Origin of the sequence: Mesorhizobium sp. CA7 (assembly GCF_020165015.1) — a bacterium.
Lineage (GTDB): Bacteria > Pseudomonadota > Alphaproteobacteria > Rhizobiales > Rhizobiaceae > Mesorhizobium.
On record NZ_JAIUHH010000006.1, the window covers coordinates 103719 to 122331 of the forward strand.

Annotated in this window: 20 protein-coding genes and 2 pseudogenes; 9 read left to right on the plus strand and 13 right to left on the minus strand. The window is 63.3% G+C overall.

Annotation, left to right across the window (positions count from 1 at the left end):
- Positions 1-150: 150 nt before the first annotated feature.
- The 7 genes from cimA to cysS all read right to left on the minus strand — a co-directional run bounded on the left by cimA (position 151) and on the right by cysS (position 6275).
- The gene (gene cimA / locus LB552_RS14435) at positions 151-1767 is read right to left on the minus strand and encodes a citramalate synthase (RefSeq protein ID WP_224607381.1); all 1617 of its coding nucleotides are present in this window, start codon (positions 1765-1767) and stop codon (positions 151-153) included.
- 52 nt (positions 1768-1819) lie between these two features.
- Positions 1820-2785 carry a prolyl aminopeptidase gene (pip, locus tag LB552_RS14440; protein ID WP_224607400.1) on the minus strand — a complete coding sequence of 322 codons (966 nt, stop codon included), beginning with the start codon at positions 2783-2785 and terminating at the stop codon, positions 1820-1822.
- Entirely contained in the window at positions 2782-3258 is a 477-nt protein-coding gene (locus LB552_RS14445; RefSeq protein WP_095767181.1) for a GFA family protein, read from the minus strand. The genes pip and LB552_RS14445 overlap by 4 nt, the downstream gene beginning before the upstream one ends.
- Positions 3255-3746 (minus strand): GFA family protein, encoded by a 492-nt coding sequence (locus tag LB552_RS14450; RefSeq protein WP_095766961.1) that lies wholly within the window; start codon positions 3744-3746, stop codon positions 3255-3257. Before LB552_RS14450 ends, LB552_RS14445 begins: the two co-directional genes overlap by 4 nt.
- Positions 3747-3767: 21 nt before the next feature.
- Positions 3768-4154: a VOC family protein gene (locus LB552_RS14455; RefSeq protein ID WP_224607403.1), complete on the minus strand. Its 387-nt coding sequence runs from the start codon at positions 4152-4154 to the stop codon at positions 3768-3770.
- Positions 4151-4549: an endonuclease domain-containing protein gene (locus tag LB552_RS14460; protein ID WP_224607406.1), complete on the minus strand. Its 399-nt coding sequence runs from the start codon at positions 4547-4549 to the stop codon at positions 4151-4153. Before LB552_RS14460 ends, LB552_RS14455 begins: the two co-directional genes overlap by 4 nt.
- Positions 4550-4823: 274 nt before the next feature.
- Positions 4824-6275 (minus strand): cysteine--tRNA ligase, encoded by a 1452-nt coding sequence (cysS, locus tag LB552_RS14465; protein WP_224607409.1) that lies wholly within the window; start codon positions 6273-6275, stop codon positions 4824-4826.
- Positions 6276-6665: 390 nt separating this feature from the next.
- Between cysS and LB552_RS14470 the strand changes: the two genes are divergently transcribed.
- The gene (locus LB552_RS14470; RefSeq protein ID WP_095766957.1) at positions 6666-6821 is read left to right on the plus strand and encodes a hypothetical protein; all 156 of its coding nucleotides are present in this window, start codon (positions 6666-6668) and stop codon (positions 6819-6821) included.
- A 110-nt stretch (positions 6822-6931) separates the two neighbouring features.
- On the opposite strand, the gene LB552_RS14475 is transcribed toward LB552_RS14470, so the two are convergent.
- Positions 6932-7693, minus strand: coding sequence for an SOS response-associated peptidase (locus LB552_RS14475; RefSeq protein WP_224607411.1), 762 nt, complete (start codon positions 7691-7693; stop codon positions 6932-6934).
- 117 nt (positions 7694-7810) lie between these two features.
- Between LB552_RS14475 and LB552_RS14480 the strand changes: the two genes are divergently transcribed.
- The 4 genes from LB552_RS14480 (at position 7811) to LB552_RS14495 (ending at position 10209) form a co-directional block, all read left to right on the plus strand.
- Positions 7811-8236: an NUDIX hydrolase gene (locus LB552_RS14480; protein ID WP_140842471.1), complete on the plus strand. Its 426-nt coding sequence runs from the start codon at positions 7811-7813 to the stop codon at positions 8234-8236.
- A gap of 71 nt (positions 8237-8307) precedes the next feature.
- A complete protein-coding gene (locus LB552_RS14485; protein WP_224607704.1) occupies positions 8308-8685 on the plus strand; it encodes a TIGR02301 family protein in 378 nt (125 codons plus the stop codon).
- Between the two features lie 353 nt (positions 8686-9038).
- The gene (locus LB552_RS14490; RefSeq protein ID WP_040984202.1) at positions 9039-9296 is read left to right on the plus strand and encodes a hypothetical protein; all 258 of its coding nucleotides are present in this window, start codon (positions 9039-9041) and stop codon (positions 9294-9296) included.
- Positions 9297-9420: 124 nt separating this feature from the next.
- Positions 9421-10209, plus strand: coding sequence for a hypothetical protein (locus LB552_RS14495; RefSeq protein ID WP_224607414.1), 789 nt, complete (start codon positions 9421-9423; stop codon positions 10207-10209).
- Positions 10210-10455: 246 nt separating this feature from the next.
- Here the strand turns inward: LB552_RS14495 and LB552_RS14500 are convergent.
- Both LB552_RS14500 and LB552_RS14505 read right to left on the minus strand, forming a co-directional pair.
- Positions 10456-10679 (minus strand): annotated as a pseudogene (locus LB552_RS14500) (hypothetical protein).
- A gap of 50 nt (positions 10680-10729) precedes the next feature.
- Complete coding sequence (locus LB552_RS14505; RefSeq protein WP_224607420.1) at positions 10730-12061, minus strand: dihydroorotase; 1332 nt, start codon at positions 12059-12061, stop codon at positions 10730-10732.
- Positions 12062-12146: 85 nt separating this feature from the next.
- Between LB552_RS14505 and LB552_RS14510 the strand changes: the two genes are divergently transcribed.
- The 3 genes from LB552_RS14510 to LB552_RS14520 all read left to right on the plus strand — a co-directional run bounded on the left by LB552_RS14510 (position 12147) and on the right by LB552_RS14520 (position 15850).
- Positions 12147-13010 (plus strand): YgfZ/GcvT domain-containing protein, encoded by an 864-nt coding sequence (locus LB552_RS14510; RefSeq protein ID WP_224607438.1) that lies wholly within the window; start codon positions 12147-12149, stop codon positions 13008-13010.
- Positions 13010-13648 (plus strand): YfbR-like 5'-deoxynucleotidase, encoded by a 639-nt coding sequence (locus LB552_RS14515; protein ID WP_140842479.1) that lies wholly within the window; start codon positions 13010-13012, stop codon positions 13646-13648. Before LB552_RS14510 ends, LB552_RS14515 begins: the two co-directional genes overlap by 1 nt.
- 66 nt (positions 13649-13714) lie before the next feature.
- Positions 13715-15850 (plus strand): putative bifunctional diguanylate cyclase/phosphodiesterase, encoded by a 2136-nt coding sequence (locus LB552_RS14520; RefSeq protein WP_224607441.1) that lies wholly within the window; start codon positions 13715-13717, stop codon positions 15848-15850.
- 152 nt (positions 15851-16002) lie between these two features.
- Here LB552_RS14520 and LB552_RS14525 read toward each other — a convergent pair whose 3' ends face one another.
- Complete coding sequence (locus tag LB552_RS14525; protein ID WP_318012041.1) at positions 16003-16893, minus strand: fatty acid desaturase family protein; 891 nt, start codon at positions 16891-16893, stop codon at positions 16003-16005.
- A gap of 128 nt (positions 16894-17021) precedes the next feature.
- Between LB552_RS14525 and LB552_RS29860 the strand changes: the two are divergent.
- Positions 17022-17407: pseudogene (locus LB552_RS29860) on the plus strand (LysR substrate-binding domain-containing protein); the annotation flags it as partial.
- Here LB552_RS29860 and LB552_RS14535 read toward each other — a convergent pair.
- Together LB552_RS14535 and LB552_RS14540 are read right to left on the minus strand one after the other, a co-directional pair.
- Positions 17392-18027 carry a hypothetical protein gene (locus tag LB552_RS14535; protein WP_224607445.1) on the minus strand — a complete coding sequence of 212 codons (636 nt, stop codon included), beginning with the start codon at positions 18025-18027 and terminating at the stop codon, positions 17392-17394. The pseudogene LB552_RS29860 and the gene LB552_RS14535 sit on opposite strands and share 16 nt — an antisense overlap.
- Positions 18028-18138: 111 nt before the next feature.
- A complete protein-coding gene (locus LB552_RS14540) occupies positions 18139-18411 on the minus strand; it encodes a DUF3303 domain-containing protein (protein ID WP_224607463.1) in 273 nt (90 codons plus the stop codon).
- Between the last annotated feature and the right edge of the window lie 202 nt (positions 18412-18613).

Sequence of the window (18613 nt, forward strand, 5' to 3'; positions counted from 1 at the left end):
GACAATCACCGCTTCGGGATAGGTATTCTGATGACCAGCCTCGCGCCCTGTCTTGCATCGACTCTGGCTTCGCGGGGGCTTCCCCCTCTCCGTCCCGGCTGCGCCGGGACACCTCTCCCCCACTTTGTGGGGGCGAGGAAGGGCGGCGGCCTACTCCGCCGCCACCAGTCCCGCCATCTCGCGGTTCTTCATCAGCTTGTAGACGATCGAATCCATCAGCGCCTGGAAGGAGGCGTCGATGATGTTTTCCGACACGCCGACCGTCCACCAGCGGGCGCCGGTGGAATCGTGCGATTCGACGAGAACGCGGGTGATGGCCTCGGTGCCGCCGTTAAGGATACGCACCTTGAAGTCGGCGAGCTCCAGGTCGACGATCTCGCTCTGGTATTTGCCGAGGTCCTTGCGCAGCGCGATGTCGAGCGCGTTGACCGGGCCGTGGCCTTCGGCCACCGACATCTTCTCTTCGCCATCGACCTCCACCTTCACGATCGCCTCGGAGACGGTCTTCAGATTGCCGTTGGCGTCGAAGCGGCGCTCGACCATGCAGCGGAACGAGGTGACGTTGAAGAACTCCGGCAGGCCGTGCAGCATTTTTCGGGCAAGCAGCTCGAAGGACGCGTCGGCTCCTTCATAGGCGTAGCCTTCGGCCTCGCGCTCCTTGACCACCGCGATCAGCGCGTCGAGCCGGTGGTCGTCCTTCGGCACATCGATGCCGCGCCGCTTCAGCTCGGCGAGGAAATTGGCCTTGCCGCCCTGGTCGGAGACCATGACGCGGCGGCGGTTGCCGACGGCTTCCGGCGGCACATGCTCATAGGTCGCCGGCTCCTTGGCCAAAGCGGAGGCATGGATGCCGGCCTTGGTGGCGAAGGCGGAGGAGCCGACATAGGGCGCCTGGGCTTCCGGCGCGCGGTTGAGCAATTCGTCGAAGGCGCGGGAGAGCCTGGAGATTCCGGTCAGCGCCTCGGTCGAAATGCCGGTTTCGAAACGATCGGCGAAGGCGGGCTTCAGCGAAAGCGTCGGGATGATGGAGATGAGATTGGCGTTGCCGCAGCGCTCGCCGATGCCGTTCAGCGTGCCCTGGATCTGACGCACGCCGGCTTCGATGGCGGCGAGTGAATTCGCCACCGCCTGGCCGGTGTCGTCATGGGCATGGATGCCGAGATGATCGCCCGGGATGCCGCCGGCGATGACCTTTTCGACGATGGCACGTACTTCCGAAGGCTGCGTGCCGCCATTGGTGTCGCACAGCACCACCCAGCGCGCACCGGCATCGTAGGCGGTTTTGGCGCAGGCCAGCGCGTAATCGGGATTGGCCTTGAAGCCGTCGAAGAAATGCTCGCAGTCGACCATGGCCTCCTTGGCCGAAGCGACCGCCGCCTCGACCGAGGTCTTGATCGATTCCAGATTCTCTTCATTGGTGCAGCCGAGCGCGACGCGCACATGATAGTCCCAGCTCTTGGCAACGAAGCAGATGGCATCCGACTTCGACTGCACCAGCGCCGCCAGCCCCGGGTCGTTGGAAGCCGAGACCCCCGGCCGCTTGGTCATGCCGAAGGCGACGAATTTCGCGCTCTCAGTCCGTTTCTTCTGGAAGAACGTCGTATCGGTCGGGTTGGCGCCCGGATAGCCGCCCTCGACATAGTCGATGCCGAAGTCGTCGAGCAGCCTGGCGATCGCGATCTTGTCCTCGACGGAAAAGTCGATGCCCGGTGTCTGCTGGCCATCGCGGAGGGTCGTGTCGAAGAGGTAAAGGCGTTGCTTGGTCATGGCTGTAGCTCGAAAGGCTGCGATCCTTCGCCGTGGAGAGCGACGTGCATCACTATTTCCCCGCGAACCGATCGGTCGCCTGGATCAGCCGGTCCAGTATCCCGGGCTCCGAATAGGCGTGGCCTGCCCCCTCGATGAGGTGGAAATCGGCCTTCGGCCAGGCCTTGTGCAGCGCCCAGGCATATTTCGCCGGGCACGGCATGTCATAGCGGCCGTGGACGATGGTGCCGGGGATGTCCTTCAACTTCCAGGCGTCGCGCAGCAGCTGCCCCTCCTCCAGCCAGCCGGCGTGGACGAAATAGTGGTTCTCGATACGGGCGAAGGCAATCGCATAGTCGTCCTGGGCGAACGGGTCGCTGGTCTCGGGCTCGGGAAGCAGCGTGATCGTCTCGCCTTCCCAGATGCTCCAGGCGCGGGCAGCTTCCACTTGCGCCTTGCGGTCGGACCCGACCAACCGCCTGCGATAGGCGGCCATCATGTCGCCGCGCTCGGCCTCCGGGATCGGCGCCAGGAAGCGCTCCCATTTGTCGGGAAACATCTCTGAGACGCCGAACTGATAATACCATTCGAGCTCGGCGCGGGTCAGCGTGTAGATGCCGCGCACGACGAGCTCGCTGACACGCTCGGGATGCGTCTCGGCATAGGCGAGCGCCAGCGTCGAACCCCAGGAGCCGCCGAACACCAACCATTTGTCGAAGCCGGCCATCTCGCGCAGGCGCTCGATATCGGCGACGAGGTGCCAGGTGGTGTTGGCCTCCAGCGAGGCGTTGGGTGTCGACTTGCCGCAACCGCGCTGGTCGAACAGGATGACGTCGTAGAGTTTCGGGTCGAACAGGCGCCGGTGTTTCGGCGAGATGGTGCCGCCCGGGCCGCCATGCAGGAACACGGCGGGTTTGGCGCCCTTGGTGCCGCAGCGCTCCCAATAGACGGTGTGGCCGTCGCCGACGTCGAGCATGCCGGAATCGAACGGCTCGATCTCGGGGTAGAGCGTACGCAAGGAACCGCTGTGGATCGTCATAGTTTCAAGCCCTGCTGCGGCCAGTTGGCCGTCTCGTGGTCGGGATGCTGGAAAGAGATGATCTGTTCCTGCCGCCGATAGAAGTCGGGGTCGTCAAGGATCGGCGCCTCGAAGATCTTTTCCACCCAAGGCAGGCGAACCGCGTAATTCACCTGGATCTGCGGCGCGAGGTCGGAGCGGTCGTCGAAAGCGCCGATGGCGATCTCCAGCGAGCCGGGCTGGCGATAGGTCAGCGGCGTGCCGCAGCGGGCGCAGAAGCCGCGGTCGATGTTGACCGAGGACTGAAAGTAGCTCGGCTCCTCATGGGTCCACTCGACGCCGTCCTTCGGCACCGTCACCAGCGCGCCGAAGAAATTGCCGAACTGTTTCTGGCACATGCGGCAATGGCAGATGGACGGGCGCCCGAGCTTGCCGTGGACGCGGAAACGTACGGCGCCGCACTGGCAGCCGCCTGTTCGAACTTGATCGGTCATGGTCTTTCCTCCGGCGGCCATTGGTCGGTGTCGTGATCGGGATGCTGATAGGAGACGAGCTCGGCCAGGTAAGGCGCAGACGCGATATCGGCCATCGTGTCCTCGGACGGCAGTTTGGGGATGGCGTCGACATAGGGAAGCTTTGCTTCGATGCCCCACTGGATGGTGGGCGCGATGCCGGTCGGATCATCGAAGGCGGCGATCGCCAGTGCTGTGCCATCCGGTGCCTCGAAAGTCAGCGGCGTTCCGCATTCGGCGCAGAAGCCGCGCCAGACGGCATTGGACGAGCGGAAGCGCTTCGGCTCGCCGCGCGTCCAGTCGAGCGTGGCGCCGCGCACCGAGACCAGCGGCAGATAGAAATTGCCGCTCGCCTTCTGGCACATGCGGCAATGGCAGACCGAAGCGTCACCTAGCGCGCCCTCGACGCGGAAGCGCACGGCGCCGCACTGGCAGCCGCCTGTATAGACCGGCCGGTTGTCGAGGCTCATCGCTCACCCCTGATCATCGGCTTACTCCGCATCATGGCAGACCGCCTCGACATTGTTGCCGTCGGGATCGAAGACGAAGGCGCCGTAATAATTGGGGTGGTAGTGCGGCCTCAGGCCCGGCCCACCATTGTCCTTGCCACCAGCGGCAAGCGCTGCCGCATGGAAAGCGTCAACCTCGGCGCGGCTGCGCGCGGTAAAGGCGACATGCTGAGTGGATTTGGGCTTGTCCGCGCTATCGCTCAGCCAGAACACCGGCCGGTCGCGGCCGTAGCCGCCAACCTTGGCGCCGCCGGTATATTCTTCCGGCACCATGTAAAGCAGCGAAGCCCCCAGCGGTGCCATCGCCTTGTCGTAGAAAGACTTGGATTTATCGAAGTCGGATACATTGACGCCGAGATGATCGATCACGGGACGAGCTCCTCCGTTTGTGGCGCGGGCGCATCGGCCAGGCCGGCCACGATGACGATGTGCTGGCAGGCATTGTCGATATCGCGGATCACGTCGTCGTTCCAGAAGCGCAGGATGGTCCAGCCGCTTGCGCTTAGATATGCACTTCTTGCCTCGTCATATCGTGAGTGTTCCGCATCGGCATGCTGGCTGCCGTCTACCTCGACTATGAGTCGATGCGCTGAACATGCGAAGTCAACAATGTAAGGTCCAATCGGCACCTGCCGTCGAAAGCTCATGCCCATCAAGCGATGCGCGCGCAACTCGTTCCAGAGTTTCAGCTCGGCATCAGTCATCGCGCGGCGCATGGACTTGGCGTTCTTGCGCTGACCAAGGGGAACGCGGTCGTGGCCCATGTTCAGACCGCCTTCCGCTGGAGATTAGCGAAACCGGACGCGCCGGCTAATCTCCCCCCTTGCGGGGGAGATTTCCGGCAGGACAGAGGGGGGTGCTGTCCCGCCAGCGTGGCCGCAACTCGGGAGTGCTGCGCTCTCAGAAGATGGTTATCGCCAAAGTGGGCAAGCTCGGACGCTGGCGTTCCTTCACACCCCCCTCTGTCCTGCCGGACATCTCCCCCGCAAGGGGGGAGATTGGCCGTCACCGGCGCCTTCGCCAATCGCCAAGGTTCCCTCACCGCTTGATCTCCCACGTAGTCACGCGCTCGCCGGTGGCGGGGTCCTTGCCGTCCTTCAGCTGCACGCCCTGCGCAAGCAACTCGTTGCGGATGCGATCACCCTCGGCCCAGTTCTTGGCTGCGATAAACTCCAGACGATCCGCGATCGCCTTTGCCACCGCCGCCTCGTCCACCTTGGCCGCGCCCGTATCGAAGCCGAGGAAGGCCAGCGCTGCCTTCAGCGAAGCGGCGGCAGTATTCTCATTGGCACTGGTGTGCTCAACCGCCTCGCCGGCGAGCTGCGTCAGCCGCTGGAAGGCGGTGTAGGTGGCGAGATCGTCGGAGAGCGCTTCCACCACCTCGGCCGGCAATTCTTTTGCCGCCACAGGCGCGATATCTGCCGCGCGTTTCCATTTGCGCAACGTGTTTTCCGCCTCCTCAAGCTTGCGCACGGAGAAGTCGATCGGCTCGCGGTAATGCGTCATCAGCATCGCCAGCCTGAGCACCTCGCCCGGCCAGGCGCGGCTGCCGAAAGTGTCGGTCTCCAGCAGCTCATGGATCGAGAAGAAATTGCCGAGGCTCTTCGACATCTTCTGGCCTTCGACCTGCAGGAAGCCATTGTGCATCCAGACATTGGCCATGACCTTGGTGCCGTGGGCGCAGCGCGACTGGGCAATCTCGTTCTCGTGGTGCGGGAAGATCAGGTCCAAGCCGCCGCCATGGATGTCGAAGACCTCGCCAAGATAGGCGGCCGACATGGCCGAGCATTCGATGTGCCAGCCGGGCCGGCCCCTGCCCCACGGGCTCTCCCAGCCGGGCTCTTCCGGGCTCGACAGTTTCCACAGCACGAAATCGCCGGGGTTCTTCTTGTGCGCGTCGACAGCGATGCGCGCGCCAGCCTGCTGCTCGTCGAGATTGCGCTTCGAGAGCTCGCCATAGTCCGGCATCGAGGCGGTGTCGAACAGCACCTCGCCTGCGGCGACATAGGCGTGGCCGCGCTCGATCAGCTGCCGGATCAGCGACAGCATGTCGGCCTTGCCGTCGGCACGCGGCGCGACAAACTCGGTGGCGCGCGGCTCGTAGGTGGGCTCAAGGCAACCGAGTGCGGCGACATCCTTGTGGTACTGATCGGCGGTCTTTTCGGTGACCTTGCGGATCGCATCGTTCAGCGAGAGCCTTCCGGCCGCGATGTCGTCGCCGAAGTCGCGCAGCGCCCTGGCATTTATCTTGTCGTCGACATCCGTGATGTTGCGCACATACGTGACATGGCTTTCGCCGTAGAGATGGCGCAACAGGCGGAAGAGCACGTCGAAGACGATCGCCGGGCGCGCATTGCCGATATGGGCGAAGTCGTAGACGGTCGGGCCGCAGACATACATGCGCACGTTGTGCGGATCGATCGGAACGAAAAGTTCCTTCGCTCGCGTCAGCGTGTTGTAGAGGCTGAGGCCCTTCGATGCGTCAGACATGCGGTCCCGGTCCTTAATTAGGGTTCGCCAGAACCGGTTTGCACCGAAGGCGCAAATCAGGCTCCAGCCTGCTGGCCGGGGCGTTTTTTCCGATCTGGGGAAAGATGAGGCGAAAACGTCCGGACCAGCGCGAGGCTAGCCAATAATGCAAATGCCACAAATGGCGAAAGACGTTTTCATGCGCGGCTTTATCGCGCCGGCGGGTGTTGCCGTCAAGTCGCTCTACTCAGGAAAGATGTCGTTGGGTCACAGGTAAAGACAGGCCGAAACATTTTATTGAACATGTCGGCACAGTGATGAAACATTCGCAGGCTAGACCGCCAGAAGTCACGATTTGGTCGGAATCAGCCGACAAACGCTGAACACGAAACCGTTACCAGGGAGAGAATCATGGCTCGCACCAAGCAGGAACAGGACCGACAAACGCAGCCGGCTCTCGCCAGCCACTACCGCGCGATCGGCCCGGCGGCCATCGTCGCAGCGCTTCTTCACACCGCGAAGAAGAAGAAGCCGACGCAGAAGATCGTCTCGCCGCGCGCCGCCTGACAAGAACGACCGGCACGGTTCCCAACCATGGGGACGCCGGCGATGAGGGCGCAAACAAGCGCCCTGGAGATGAAGGCCCCAAAGCAGCCTATCAAGGCGAGCAGCCTTCGCTAAAAGAGCGTCATCTGCTTTTCGTCCGCGCCGGGCTTCTGGCGCCTGACCTTCTCGGCCTGTGGCCCGACGACGCCCCGTTCCTGAATCTCCGGCCCGGTGTTGGCGACCTTGTTGACCAGGTCTGAAACCGGAATCGCCTCGAACAAATCGGGCTCGGCGGGCTTCAACAGGTCGAGCACGTCGCGCGGCTCCTGCGTGCGGCAATCGAGCCAGCGGGCGAAGTCGCGCTCCTCGATCACCACCGGCATGCGGTCATGGATATGGGCGATGCCGGCATTGGCCTCGGTCGTGATGATCGCGCCGGTATCCATCTCGGAACCGCCAGGTTCGGAATAAGTCTCGATCAGCCCGGCGAAGGCAATCACCCCGCCTCGCTTCGGCCGGATCCAGTAGGGCTGGCCCTTTTTGCCGCCCGACTGCTGCCATTCGTAAAAGCCGGAGGCCGGCACCAGAGCGCGGCGGTGGCGCATGGCGGTTTTGAACGAAGCCTTTTGCAGCACGCCATCGGAGCGGGCGTTGATGAGCAGCGGAAACGCCTTGGTGTCCTCGACCCAGGTAGGAATCAGGCCCCAGCGCACAAGCATCGCCTGGCGGTCCGGCAGGTTCGAGCCCGGCTCCCGTTGCGGCCCGGCAAGCGCCATAAGCACCGGCTGCGTTGGCGCGATGTTGTAGCGCGCCGGAAATTCCTCCAGTTCCGCCAGGCCGAGCAAGGCGGCGGTCTGGTCCGGCGTGGCGGTCAGGGCAAAGCGTCCGCACATGGATCTGGGTTCTTCGATTGACGTGCCACGAAAGTGGCGATGGAACCGCCAGGCTGCAACGGCTAAAGCTGGATTCGCCCAATCGATCCACAAAAGGCTGCAGAAAGATCGGCACGCATGGAACAGCGCAAGATCATACCGGCCGTTTCCGTCGCCGTCGTGCGCGGCGGCACCGTGCTTCTGGTCAAGCGCGCGCGGGCGCCGTCGCAAGGGCTCTATGCCTATCCCGGCGGCAAGGTCGAGCCGGGCGAAACGCTTGCGCAAGCCGCGGCGCGCGAGTTGCAGGAAGAGACCGGGCTCGAGGCAACAGGCTACCGGCCGCTACGCGACATCCATATCGACGGCCATGCTGAAAACCACGCGGTCGACTACCTGCTGACCGTGTTCGGCGCTGCCTATGCCGGCGGCGAGCCCGTTGCCAGCGACGATGCCGAGACCGCTGCGTTCTACACGCTGGCGGAAATGGCAGGAATGCCGCTGGCGGGCGACGTGTTCTCGGTCGCCGAGGAATTGCTTGGGTCAGCGCAAGGCACAAGGCGGTGAGCATCCAGAATGGCCTTGCAGGCGACGAAATGTTTCGCCACAAAGCCCTGCCCTTTCACCGCAAGGCTTTGATGACCCGCGCTCCCGCTTTTCTCGCCGCGTGCCTCGCCGTCAGCATGACCGTCGCAGCGTCCCCAGCGCCCGCCGCCGAGGCGCCTTTCGAGCCCGGGCTGATGCGGCTGGCGGAAGTTCTGGGATCGCTGCACTTCCTGCGCAACCTGTGTGGCGAGAAGGGTGACAAGTGGCGGGTCGAGATGGAAAAGCTGCTCGAATCGGAAAATCCCGATGCTGACCGGCGCGCCCGCTTCATCGCCTCGTTCAACCGCGGCTACCGCTCCTTCAGCGGCACCTACACGCGATGCACGCCTTCGGCGACCGAGGCCATCGCCCGCTACATGAAGGAAGGCGAGACGCTGTCGCGCGACATCGCTTCCCGCTACGGGAATTGAGACCGGCTCGACCGCTGCGCGTTTTGCCCAGATTTGTTGCGGGCAATCGGCGCCAACGTGACGTGCCTTATTGTGTCCTGTCCCGCTCTGGTGCAATCATGTGTTGCACTTGCGCAACAGTGTTAATGAAACGTTAGCGCGCAGTTGTGGAATTAACTCAAACTGAAGGTTTCGATGCCCCAAGCCGGTCTAATCGGCTAAGCTCGGCATCAATTAAGGGCAGTCTCGCCCGGAATGTGGATTTCGACCGTAAAAATGTCGTATTTACAAAGACTTAATTGAGACTCCGGACGAACTGACAGACCAAGCCGGATCCCTCGTCGGATCGACGCTTGTAGAAAGTGGATATCGCAATGGAACATGGTGTCAGCGACATCGACGCTTTGGTCAGGGAAGAAAAGCGGCTGACTGCCGTGGAGAGCCACAGCGAAGCGTGGGCCGAGGGCCTGTCGGCGGGCATCGAACCGGAAATCATCGCCGAAGCGGCGCTGGAGACCGCTTTCGGCGAGATGTTGCGCGCCAATGGCGAGACCTCGGCGCTTGCCCTGCTCGACCGTATGCGGGAAAAAGTGATTGCCGGCGCGTTCGAGCCGGAACGGCTGAAGCACTAGCCACCCGTTTTGACAGCGACTTTTTGATAGTGACTTTTGACGCGCCGTTTGGGCATCATGTCCATGCACTCGGACATTCAATGTGCCGGCCGGGCCGAGCCCGGGAACCATGGAGAGGCAAGCGGTGAGATTTTCGATGTCAGGTCGGCCGCGCGGGCTGGCCCTCAGCATCCTGATCGCCGCCTCCTGCCTGGCGCTGCCTCTGTGCCTTACCAGCACGCCTTCCTACGCGCTGAGCGAGATTCAGCGCGAGGACGTGCCTTCGCCGGTCACCCCGCCCGCCAATAGCGACAGCGCCGCGCCCGGCGCTGCCGTGCCGATGCCGGAGCCGCCCGGCACCAAGCCCGCGGACGGCCAGCCGGCCGACGACACCGACAAGTCGGAGCCGGAGACGCCGCCCGCCAATGGCGGCATCACCAGCCCGCGCGCAGACCCTGACGCGCCGCCGCCCGCGGTCGTCTACGACCTCAACACGCTTCCCGAACCGGTCAAGCGCATGCACGGGCTGCTCATCGAGGCCTGCCGGACCGGCGACATCGAGAAGCTGAGGCCGCTGATCGGCAAAGGCGATTCCATGACGCAACTGTCGCTGGGCGACATCGATGGGGACCCGGTCACCTTCCTCAAGAGCCTTTCGGGGGACGGCGGCGGCCAGGAAATCCTCGCCATTCTGGAAGAGGTGCTTTCGGCCGGCTACGTCCATGTCGACACCGGCACGCCGCAGGAACTCTATGTCTGGCCGTATTTCTTCGCGCTGCCGCTCGACAAGCTCGATGCCAGGCAGCGCGTCGAATTGTTCAAGCTGGTCACCGCCAGCGACTATGACGACATGAAGCAGTTCGGCGCCTACATCTTCTACCGCGTCGGCATCACGCCGACGGGACAGTGGCTGTTCTTCGTCGCCGGGGATTGAATTTCGCCCTTACTCGGTAAGGCTGGCGGGACAGCGCCCCCCCTCTGTCCTGCCGGACATCTCCCCCACTTGGGGGGAGATCAGATGTCACGCCGGCTTTCGCCAATCACCAACGCTGTGGGGCGAGCGAGGCGCCGAAGCTGCCAATCTCCCCCCTCGTGGGGGAGATGTCCGGCAGGACAGAGGGGGGCGCGAAGAAACACGACCATAGCGGATCGTCCTATTGCCGAGGATTGTTGCGATGGCTCAGGCAGTGGTCAGAAGGATGCCGTGACCGAATTCGTCGGCCAATTTCATGATAACCGCTTCTCACGCGCCGTAAGGCGCTTTTGGTCGACAAAGCGCCAGTCGCGTTCGTAAAGCGCAAAGGCCTCTTTCGCGGGAATAGGGCGCGCGACATCGCGGTTCCAGGCGAGCGCCTGGAGCTCAGGAAATTCCGCAGGAATGATCGGCGCAATATTCGCGGGCATAGCCCACTCAAGATAATGCAGAGCACTTAACAAATCCAATGTCGGCGGGATCAGGCCGGCAGCGCCTCGGAGAACTCCACCGCCCTGCCCTGGCCGGGTGTCGCGATCTCGCCTTCCCACATGACGCGCGTGCCGCGCACGATGGTGCCGACCGGCCAGCCGGTGACCTCTTTGCCGTCATAGGGCGTCCATCCGGCCCTGGAGCCGGCCTGCGCGTTGGTGATGGTCTCGCGCCGCTTCATGTCGACGATCGTGAAATCGGCATCGTAGCCGGCGGCGATGCGGCCTTTCCTGGCCATGCCGAAAATGCGCTGAGGACCATGGCTGGAAAGGTCGACGAAGCGCTGCAGGCTGAGCCGGCCGGCATTGACGTGGTCGAGCATGATCGGCACCAGCGTCTGCACGCCGGTCATGCCGGACGGCGAGGCCGGATAGGGCTTCGCCTTCTCGGCCAGCGTGTGCGGCGCGTGGTCGGAGCCAAGGACATCGACGATGCCCTGCGAAATGCCGTGCCAGACGCCTTCACGATGGCGTGGCGCCCGCACCGGCGGGTTCATCTGGATGAGCGTGCCAAGCCGCGCATAGTCGTCGGCGCTCAGCGTCAGATGATGCGGCGTGGCCTCGCAGGTCGCGACATCCTTGTGCTGCTCGAGGAAGACGATCTCCTCGGCCGTCGATATGTGCAGCACATGGATGCGCGCGCGTGTCCGCCTGGCGATGCGCACCAGCCGCTCCGTGCAACGCAGCGCCGCGATCTCGTCGCGCCAGACGGGATGCGACGACGGATCGCCGTCGACGCGCTCGCCGAGCCGTTCGCGCAGGCGGAACTCGTCCTCCGAGTGGAAGGCGGAGCGGCGGCGGGTGTTGCGCAGGATCGAGGCGACGCCTTCATCGTCCTCGACCAGAAGATCGCCGGTGGACGAGCCCATGAACACTTTTATGCCGGCCGCGCCCGGCAGCCGTTCCAGTTCGCCGACATCACGAGCATTGTCGCGCGTCCCGCCGACCCAGAAGGCGAAGTCGCAATGCATGCGGCCGGTAGCGCGGCGCACCTTGTCGGCAAGTGCTGCCTCGCTGGTGGTCAGCGGATTGGTGTTGGGCATTTCGAAGACGGCGGTGACGCCGCCCAGCACCGCGGCGCGGGAGCCGGTTTCCAGATCCTCCTTGTGCTCCAGCCCCGGTTCGCGAAAATGCACCTGGCTGTCAACGACGCCAGGCAGGATGTGCAGGCCCGTGCAGTCAATGGTTTCGCCGGCCGAAGCCTGGCCGAGATCGCCGATCCGCGCGATGCGTCCGGCCTTCACGCCGATGTCGCGCCGTCCCTCGCCGTCATGGTTGACCACCGTGCCGCCTGTCAGGATGAGGTCGAAGGTGGTTGCCATGGGCAGGTCCAATCTCTTGCGGGGGGAGTGTGGCCGGCTTACGTAATGACCGGACGTTTTGCAAGATCAGGCCGATTTCACGCTCATGCCCTTTGCCCAAATCAAAGACCGCGCGCTCATTTCCGTGTCAGGCCCCGATGCCGAGCATTTTTTGCAGAACATCCTCACCACCGATCTCGACGCCCTCGGCCGGGGCCAGGCAAAACCTGGCGCGCTGCTTTCGCCGCAGGGCAAGATTCTGTTCGATTTCCTGGTCTCGCGCGCCGGCGACGATGGCTTCCAACTGGAATGCCGGGCCGACATCGCCGACGACTTCGTGCGCAGGCTGATGCTTTACCGGCTAAGGGCAAAGGCCGAGATCGCCAAGCAGGATAAGGTGCTTGTCACAGTCGCATGGGGTGATGATTCAACCGCCTCACGTTTTGATTCAACAGCGCTCTCCGACACGCGGTTTCAAAATATCACGGTTACCCGCACTTATGGCGGCGAGGCACGGGACGGCGGCGACCCGAATGGCTGGCTGAACATGCGCATCGGCAACGGCATTGCCGAAAGCGGCAGCGACTACCAGCTTGGCGATGCCTTCCCGCATGACGTGCTGCTCGACGAGACGGGCGGCGTCGGTTTCAAGAAGGGCTGCTATATCGGCCAGGAAGTGGTCTCGCGCATGCAGCATCGCGGCACCGCGCGGCGCCGTGTGCTAATCGCTTCGGCCGATAGCCCCCTGCCCGCCGCCGGGACCGAGCTCACCGTGGCCGGCCGACTGGTGGGCACGCTCGGGTCTGTCGGCCACCGGACCGGTCTCGCCATTGCCCGCATCGACCGCGTCAAGGCGGCGCTGGATGCCGGCGAGGCGATCACGGCGGGCGAGATTCCGGTAACGCTCGCCATTCCCGCCTGGGTGAAGTACACCTTCCCTGAAGGTGCGGTCAGCGCGGAGGAGGCCTGATGGCGGCCGACCGGGCCGGCGCGCCGCCGCGCGCCTGGCAACGCATGCTGTCCGGCCGGCGGCTCGACCTGCTCGATCCCTCGCCGCTGGACATCGAGATCGCCGATATCGCGCACGGGCTCGCCCGCGTCGCGCGCTGGAACGGCCAGACCAGAGGCGACCATGCCTTCTCGGTGGCGCAGCATTCGCTGCTGGTCGAAGCTCTCTACGGTGAACTGGCGCCTGCAGCCCCGGCCGAGGCGCGGCTCGCAGCGCTGCTGCATGATGCGCCGGAATATGTCATCGGCGACATGATCTCGCCGTTCAAATCGGTGATGGGCGGTTCCTACAAGGATTGCGAGCTGCGCCTGCAGCGCGCGATCCATCTGCGTTTCTCGCTGCCGGCGGAACTCGCCGCCTCCTTGCGCAATGACATCAAGCGCGCCGACCAGATCGCCGCCTATTACGAGGCGACGCTACTGGCCGGCTTTTCGACCGCTGAGGCGACCGAGTATTTCGGCCGGCCGCGCGGCTTCTCCGCCGATAGCTTCGACTTCACACCAAAATCCGTGACCTGGGCTCAAACAGCTTTTCTCAGGCGTTTCAAGACACTGGAAACCAGGCGCCAGTCTTCGCGCGCGGTCAATTCCACCCCTTAACAGAACGCTAAATTAACCGGCGAGCAGGACAGTATTTGCGTTCGGTCACAATCCGAAGGCGTGCTCATGCCCGGCGCACATGTCAAGACTGGTTCGTTCGCCGGCAAGCGAAGAGCGGCCGGTGTTGGCCCGGTGCGACGAATAGCCGAAGAACTTCGCGCGCAGAACGAGCGCTTCGCGGCGGCTGTCGAGAATATGTCGCATGGCCTGTGCATGTTCGACGCCGATGAGCGGATGATTATCTGCAACCGCAACTACATCGACCTCTTCCGCCTCGACGCCAAGGTGATGAAGCCCGGCATCCGCTTCTTCGACATCCTCCAGCACAGCGTCGATATCGGCATCGCCTCGCAAAGCGCCGAGGAGCTCTATGCCGTCCGCAAGCCCTATATCGACGGCGCGAAGCCCTCGACCTATGAGGAGGCTCTGGCGGATGGGCGCATCATCGTCATCTCGCACCGGCCGCTGGCTTCCGGCGGCTGGGTCTCGATCTACGAGGACGTGACCGTGCAACGGCGCGCCGAAAAGGAGCTGAAAGAGCAGCACCGCCGCTTCGACGCTGCCTTAGCCAACATGTCGCAAGGCCTGCTGATGTATGACGCCGGCGGCAAGATGATCGTACGCAATCAGCGTTTTCTGGAGCTCTACAACGTAGCCGCGGCGGATTTCCCGTTCGGCACGACGCACCGGGACGCGCTCAAACGACTGCTGGAGCTCGGCATCTACACAAAGATCGATGTCGACAGCGAAGTCGCCAAGACCGAAGCTTGCCTGCGGGCGGGGCAGATGCATTCGACTTACCGGTATCTTGCCGACGGCAGGACATTTCTGGTTGTCCGTCAGCCGATGAGCGGCGGTGGCTGGGTGGTGACCTTCGACGACGTCACCGAGCGCCGGCGCACCGAAGAGCGTATGACGCATCTTGCGCATCACGACACGCTGACCAACCTGCCCAACCGGTCGATGTTTCGCGAAAAGCTGGACCAGGCGCTTGGCGAGGCAAAGCCGCTGGCAATCCTCTCGCTCGACCTCGACCGCTTCAAGGCCGTCAACGACACGTTCGGCCACCCGGCCGGCGACTGGCTGCTGAAATGCGTCGCCAAGCGGCTACAGCAGGCCGTGCGCAGCAGCAAGGACGTGGTGGCGCGCTTCGGCGGCGACGAATTCGCCATCATCCAGTCGGGCATCAAGAGCGTCGCCGACGCCGAAAAGCTCGCCAAGCGCATCGTCGAGATCGTCGGCAAGCCTTATCGCGACAAGGGGCGAGAGATGCATGTTGGCGTGAGCCTCGGCATCGCGCTCTATCCTGGCGACGGACACGACGCCGACACGCTGCTCACCAACGCCGACATGGCGCTCTACCGGGGCAAGAGCGAAGGGCGCAACGTCTACCGCTTCTTCGAGCAGGGCATGGATGCGCTGATGCGGGAGCGCCGGGCGCTCGAGGCCGATCTCGAGGCAGCGCTGTCCAGGCGCGAATTCGAACTCGACTTCCAGCCGATACTCGACATCGGCTCCGGCAAAGTTGTCGGCGCGGAAGCCCTGATGCGCTGGCGCTCGCGGTCGCGCGGCCTGGTATCGCCGGAAAACTTCATCGCCGCCGCCGAGGAAACCGGACTGATCGTGCAGCTCGGCGATTGGGCGTTGCGCAAGGCTTGCAACGTGGCGGCGAACTGGCCGCCGGACATGCGCATGGCCGTCAATGTCTCGGCCGCACAGATCAAGAGCGGCGGCTTCGCTCGCAGCGTGATCTCGGCGCTTGCCTTTTCCGGCCTGCCGGCCAACCGCCTGGAGCTCGAAATCACCGAGACGGTGATGATGGACGAAAGCGACGCGGTGCAGAAGACGCTGAGCCAGTTGCGCGGTCTCGGCGTGCGCATCGCACTCGACGATTTCGGCACCGGCTATTCCTCGCTCGGCTACCTTCGGCGCTTCCCCGTCGACAAGATCAAGATCGACCGCTCCTTCATCCGCGACCTCGATAAGCGCGACACGGCGGCGATCGTGCGCACGGTGATCAGGCTCGGCGCCGAGCTCGGCATCACCGTCACCGCGGAGGGGGTCGAGACCGAAGCGCAGCTCGATATGCTTCGCAAAGCCGGTTGCGGCGAGGCGCAAGGCTTTCTGATCGGCGTGCCGGCCAAGGCGTCCGACATTGGCAGGCTGCTGCGCTCGCAGGCGCAGCTGCGCCAATCAGGCTGACTTCTCCTACTTGCACGTGTTGAGATTCAGGTCAGGCCGTGCCGAGAATGACGGATTCCGAGAACCGGAGCGGAGCGTACTGAAGGACGTGAGCACCGGAAGCGCAGGAAGCTGGCATTTGCAGGCCGGCACCACCTGAATATCGACACGCGCTAGCGCAGTGCCTCTATGTATTTCTCGTGGAAAGAGACATAGCCTGGCTCGACCACCTTGAGGTGCCGCTCGATCAGACGGTGAAATTCCGGCAGCTGGTGGAACGGCACGCCGGGATAGACGTGGTGCTCGGCATGATAAGGCATGTTCCAGGCGAGCTTGCGCACGAACCAGTTGGTCAGCGTCGTGCGGGTGTTTTCCAGCATGTTGGCGACAAAGGGACAGCGGCCGTGCTCGGCCAGCAGATAGAGCCTGAGGAACGGCTGGCCGAGCAGCGCCGGCACGATCCAGACATAGAGCAGCACCGAGGCCCTGAACCAGACCGCAAGCGCCAGCAGGACGACATAGAAGGCGATCATCGCCCGTGCCTCGGCCTTCACCTTCGGCAAGCCCTTCGGCGGCACGTAGGTGTCGCGGCAGCGCCCCATCGCATTGGTGTAGAGCATCTTGACATGCCCCCACCACACCGGCAGGCCGGAGACGTGGACGATGTATTGCCGCACCGTCTCGGGCTTCGGGAAAGCCAGCTCCGGATCGTTTTCGGGATCCTGGGTGAAGCGGTGATGGGCGAAATGGAAGTAGCGGAACCAGTCGGCCGGCAGCGCGAGCGCCAGGCTGCAAAAGCGCGCGATGGTATCGTTCAACCACTGCGTTTCGAACGCCGTCCTGTGCACCGTTTCATGCAGCAGCGTGAACAGGAACACGATCAGGATGCCCTGCGGCAGCATCAGGACCGGCCAGAAACGCACCTTGGCCGCGATCAGCGCGCCAAGGAGGATGATCGCGCCGAGATGGAGCGCGAACTGAACAAGGGCCGGCCCATCCGATTTGCCGGTCAGCCGACTGCGCTCCTCATTCGTCAGCGAGGCTATCACGGAGCGATGGTCGATGGCTGCGTCGTGGTCGATTGCGTTCATGAGATCACGATACCCAGAAACAAACCTCTCGAAAAACGAGGATTTCAGCGAAAGAGGTAAGGTAATCCTATCTTTCGGATTGTCGTGGCCGCCCTTCCCTCCTTGCGCGGACCGACGGGGGACCGACCGGCGCATCTTTCCCATCCTGGCGCAACTGGTTCGAGGCGACGGGAAAGCGAAGCGGGCCGCACAATGCAGAGCGGTCTCTCCGCGAACTTGTCGCGGGCAGCGCTCGATCTCCGCCATTTCAGGGCTGGGCATGGCGCTGGCGCAAGGCGCCTACTGCGCCCAGGCGCTGGAAGACGGCCGGCTGGGGGGCTGGCCCGTTGCCAGATCGCTGGAGTTGCGCCAGCCCTACTGCCCGACGATCCCGGAACGCGGCGCCAGACGCGATATCGTGGCGGCGTTCCGCGAATGGCTGATTGGGGAATGCGTGCGCGCCGTCGGATCGCCGGCGCTTGGCGCCGCAGCTCAGCGGCGTCTTTGACCGAATTGGCCAGGGGCACGACGCGCCGGCTCGGGTATGATTGCCTGCCGAGCCGGTTCGGCACGCGGTCCGTGGGCAAATCCACCCGGCACGAACCCAAGCACGATTATGGCGGCGATGAAGCTGTATTGCAGGATGTCAAAGGCCGGCGGCGGAAGACTGCCGGGAAGAACTGAAATTGCAAGCTTCGGCGCAAGAACGCCGAACCCTACCGCGGCCGGCCAACCAATGTCGCGCACGCGGGCGAATACCATCCAAATGATCGCGACGATGGTGGCAAAGCCCATCGCCACAAGGATGGAGATATAGACCGTGCCGATGGCGGAGCTCTTTGCCTCCATAGCGAGCCCTCTGGCGACCATGCCGGAAGCAAGTTGCTCGGCGGATTTCGGCTTATCGTGCATCCCATAGTCCGGCGTCCTCAGTTCCTCGACAAAGGACTTTTGGCTCAGGGCCATACTGTTGCCGTCTACCGCATAGATCTGCCTTTGAATGTTCTCTTTGGTCCCGACCAGAAAATGCTGGATAGGGTCCTTGGCAAAATCAAACCCGATCAAGAAGACCAAAAGAACGAGGTAAAGAATTTGGCCGCAATTGCCCGATTGAAACAGCCTGATCATCTTTTTAGAGCCTCTGGGCAATCCACAATATACGCGGAATAGCAAGCCGGGCTTAAGACGCAGTTAGGCAGTTCTGCGCAAATTGAAGAAACGGCGGGCCAGGATATTCGCTTAGAGATGCCCGGCCAGCGCCGCAACCATGTCCTTGCTCGTCGCCACTGGAACGATCTCGAACTCGACGAGGTCGTTCCACTCGATGGCCCAGCGCTGCAGGATCGTGACGTCATCGGCCTCCACCAGCAGGAAGCAGCGGCTCATATCGGCCGCGATCCAGGAGTGGTGGACAACGAGCTCGTCAGGCTTCAGCCGGCCCTTGTCGCGAAAGCGGCGATAGATCTCCTTGCGGTCCGCGCCATGAAAGTCCTCGATCGCTAGGAACAGCATTTGTTTCCCTCTCGGTTTGATTGATTGGGAACTGAGGAACTGAAGAACTGAAGAACTGAGGAACTGAAGAACTGAAGAACTGAAGAACTGAAGAACTGATGAGATTAAGAAATGATGGGCTGATGACGCAAGGACAGATGGTTCCGCCAGATTCTTCAGTTCCTCAGTTCCTCAGTTCCTCAGTTCCCCAGTTCCCCTTCTC

Bases quoted from the DNA above. Each gene is read 5' to 3' on its own strand.
- cimA (WP_224607381.1), bottom strand. From the start codon at position 1,767: ATGACCAAGCAACGCCTTTACCTCTTCGACACGACCCTCCGCGATGGC.
- pip (WP_224607400.1), bottom strand. From the start codon at position 2,785: ATGACGATCCACAGCGGTTCCTTGCGTACGCTCTACCCCGAGATCGAG.
- LB552_RS14445 (WP_095767181.1), bottom strand. From the start codon at position 3,258: ATGACCGATCAAGTTCGAACAGGCGGCTGCCAGTGCGGCGCCGTACGT.
- LB552_RS14450 (WP_095766961.1), bottom strand. From the start codon at position 3,746: ATGAGCCTCGACAACCGGCCGGTCTATACAGGCGGCTGCCAGTGCGGC.
- LB552_RS14460 (WP_224607406.1), bottom strand. From the start codon at position 4,549: ATGGGCCACGACCGCGTTCCCCTTGGTCAGCGCAAGAACGCCAAGTCC.
- cysS (WP_224607409.1), bottom strand. From the start codon at position 6,275: ATGTCTGACGCATCGAAGGGCCTCAGCCTCTACAACACGCTGACGCGA.
- LB552_RS14470 (WP_095766957.1), top strand. From the start codon at position 6,666: ATGGCTCGCACCAAGCAGGAACAGGACCGACAAACGCAGCCGGCTCTC.
- LB552_RS14475 (WP_224607411.1), bottom strand. From the start codon at position 7,693: ATGTGCGGACGCTTTGCCCTGACCGCCACGCCGGACCAGACCGCCGCC.
- LB552_RS14480 (WP_140842471.1), top strand. From the start codon at position 7,811: ATGGAACAGCGCAAGATCATACCGGCCGTTTCCGTCGCCGTCGTGCGC.
- LB552_RS14485 (WP_224607704.1), top strand. From the start codon at position 8,308: ATGACCCGCGCTCCCGCTTTTCTCGCCGCGTGCCTCGCCGTCAGCATG.
- LB552_RS14490 (WP_040984202.1), top strand. From the start codon at position 9,039: ATGGAACATGGTGTCAGCGACATCGACGCTTTGGTCAGGGAAGAAAAG.
- LB552_RS14505 (WP_224607420.1), bottom strand. From the start codon at position 12,061: ATGGCAACCACCTTCGACCTCATCCTGACAGGCGGCACGGTGGTCAAC.
- LB552_RS14510 (WP_224607438.1), top strand. From the start codon at position 12,147: ATGCCCTTTGCCCAAATCAAAGACCGCGCGCTCATTTCCGTGTCAGGC.
- LB552_RS14515 (WP_140842479.1), top strand. From the start codon at position 13,010: ATGGCGGCCGACCGGGCCGGCGCGCCGCCGCGCGCCTGGCAACGCATG.
- LB552_RS14520 (WP_224607441.1), top strand. From the start codon at position 13,715: ATGCCCGGCGCACATGTCAAGACTGGTTCGTTCGCCGGCAAGCGAAGA.
- LB552_RS14535 (WP_224607445.1), bottom strand. From the start codon at position 18,027: ATGATCAGGCTGTTTCAATCGGGCAATTGCGGCCAAATTCTTTACCTC.
- LB552_RS14540 (WP_224607463.1), bottom strand. From the start codon at position 18,411: ATGCTGTTCCTAGCGATCGAGGACTTTCATGGCGCGGACCGCAAGGAG.